The sequence below is a fragment of the Deltaproteobacteria bacterium genome, from assembly GCA_026388545.1.
GTDB lineage: Bacteria > Desulfobacterota > Syntrophia > Syntrophales > UBA2185 > JAPLJS01.
Window position 1 is genome coordinate 1 of sequence record JAPLJS010000093.1, and the last position, 2,093, is coordinate 2,093.

A 2,093-nucleotide genomic window follows, 5' to 3' on the forward strand; every position below is an offset into this window, starting at 1 on the left:
TTCCCTCTTCCTCGATGAAGGGTTCGGAACCCTTGACGAAGATTCCCTGGAAACGGCCCTGGAAACCCTGGCGGGACTCCGTCAGGACGGCAAGCTGATCGGCGTCATCTCCCATGTCCCGGCGCTCAAGGAGCGTATCGGGACGCAGATCCAGGTAACCCCCGGAACAGGCGGGCGCAGCAGCCTGACCGGCCCCGGATGCCGGAGGATTTGAGAGAAGAAATCGGGGAGGAAATCTCGGGGGTGGTCTCGACTTTTTGCGAAGTCGTCCAAGAAGCGGCGCTGAAAAACAGGAAAACCGGACCGCACAAAATGAAGCCGTGGATTCAATCAGTAAAATTAAAAAAATCCCTTGACAATTTTAGGGGGGGGGTGAGAGATAGCCACACTAATGGAGGGGCTGAATAGTTACGGGGCTTTAAGCACATTTTATGCCGCGGATTCAGGTAAGGTGCTATTATGTCTAACGAAAGACAAGAACAAGATCCCGGGAAGTTCCGCGATCAAATTAGACAGGGCAAATGGCAAAAATCTACCAGTGGGGCCTGTCCCGGCTATGTCCAAGCCAATCTCGTTATCCTCCCGAGGGAATTCGCTCTCGATTTTACCATCTTTTGTTTGAGGAATCCCCAGCCTTGCCCAATCATTGAAATCCTTGATCCGGGAAACCCTATTGTACAGGAAGCAGCCCCCAATGCGGACATCCGCACCGATATCCCGAAATATTGCATCTTCAAGGATTCAAAACTGGTCGAGGAAAGAACAGAGATCACCAACTTATGGCGTGACGATCTTGTAACTTATTTAATCGGTTGCAGTTATACCTTTGAAGAAGCCCTGGTTCGGGGAGGGGTTCCCGTAAAGAATTATCTCCAGCAAAAAGATCCAGGCGTATATATCAGTTCAGTCATGTGCCGGCCAGCCGGGGTTTTTTGGGGGCCCATGGTAGTCACTATGAGACCGATTCCTGGCCATCTTGTTGCACGGACGGTTCAGATAACATCGAGATTTCCTAAAGCGCATGGCGCGCCCGTCCATATTGGCAATGGGGAGCCAATTGGGATCACGCATCTTGAAAAGGTTGCCTTTGGCGAACCTCCCGTAATTGACAGGGGGGATGTGCCTGTTTTTTGGGGTTGCGGTGTTACTCCGCAGCTGGCAGCAATGAAATCAAAGGTTCCGTTCATGATTACCCATAAACCCTGTCATATGTTCATTACAGATATAAAAATAGAAGAAATGGCCATTTCCTGACTTTTTTAAAATAACCCGGGGCACCCCGTGGGATTTAAGGATGAAATTGCTGGGCCACTCAGAAGCCGGGGGCTTGAATTCAGGATGGAGATTCATAGGAAAACCGCTAAGGATTTTCGGGATTAGAGGGCATGGCATAAGGGCGCATTTGTCGGAATAAGCCAGCAAGTTGCTGGTGATCTACAGGGTTACCGTTCTGCTGAATTTTGAATCCTGGATTCTGAGCCGTTATATGTTCCTTTGAGCAGTGCCGTGTAATCTATGGAAGGGGGTGGTTGGAAAGAGAGGCGGAAAGCCATGATTTCGGCATGAGATACGTATGGATGCATCTGAAATGGTTGATCCAAAGGAAGCAGAACAACTCTGGAACAAAAAAGCTCAGCTTTATGATGCATACCAAAAACACTACTGGAGGTAATACAATGAAATACCGGAAAACAGTTCTTTTTTCCATCGTTGTGTTCTTGTCTCTTCTTTTTATTGTTCCTCCGCTTTTTGCGCAGGAAAAAGAGATTAGGATCGGTGTTCTCTATCCGCTCTCAGGGGCAGCGGCTACAATCGGGAGAGACCTTCAGAGGGCAGCAGAGCTGACCGCAGAGATTATCAATAATAAAACTCCCGGCGTTGATATACCCATGGCACAGTGGGGTGGGATACCGAATTTAGGTGGCGCTAAAATCAAACTGATCTTTGCAGATCATCGGGGCGAGCCTGACCGTGGAGCAGACCTTGCAAAAAGACTTATTCTTGACGACAAAGTTGTCGGGTTAATGGGCGCCTACCATAGCTCAGTTACAAAGACCGTCAGTGCTGTGGCCGAGCGCTATGGAATCCCCATG

General features: G+C 49.2%; 3 protein-coding genes. All 3 read left to right on the plus strand.

The window, feature by feature from the left end; translation table 11 throughout:
• A partial coding sequence (locus tag NTW12_11105; protein ID MCX5846884.1) for a hypothetical protein occupies positions 1-214 on the plus strand: 214 nt, incomplete at its 5' end.
• Positions 215-459: 245 nt separating this feature from the next.
• Positions 460-1,254, plus strand: coding sequence for a putative hydro-lyase (locus NTW12_11110; protein MCX5846885.1), 795 nt, complete (start codon positions 460-462; stop codon positions 1,252-1,254).
• Between the two features lie 422 nt (positions 1,255-1,676).
• The coding region (locus tag NTW12_11115) for an ABC transporter substrate-binding protein (protein ID MCX5846886.1) at positions 1,677-2,093 on the plus strand (417 nt) is incomplete at its 3' end.

What these genes read in the sequence shown, in the direction of transcription:
- NTW12_11110 (MCX5846885.1), top strand. Translation starts at nt 460, where the DNA reads ATGTCTAACGAAAGACAAGAACAAGATCCCGGGAAGTTCCGCGATCAA.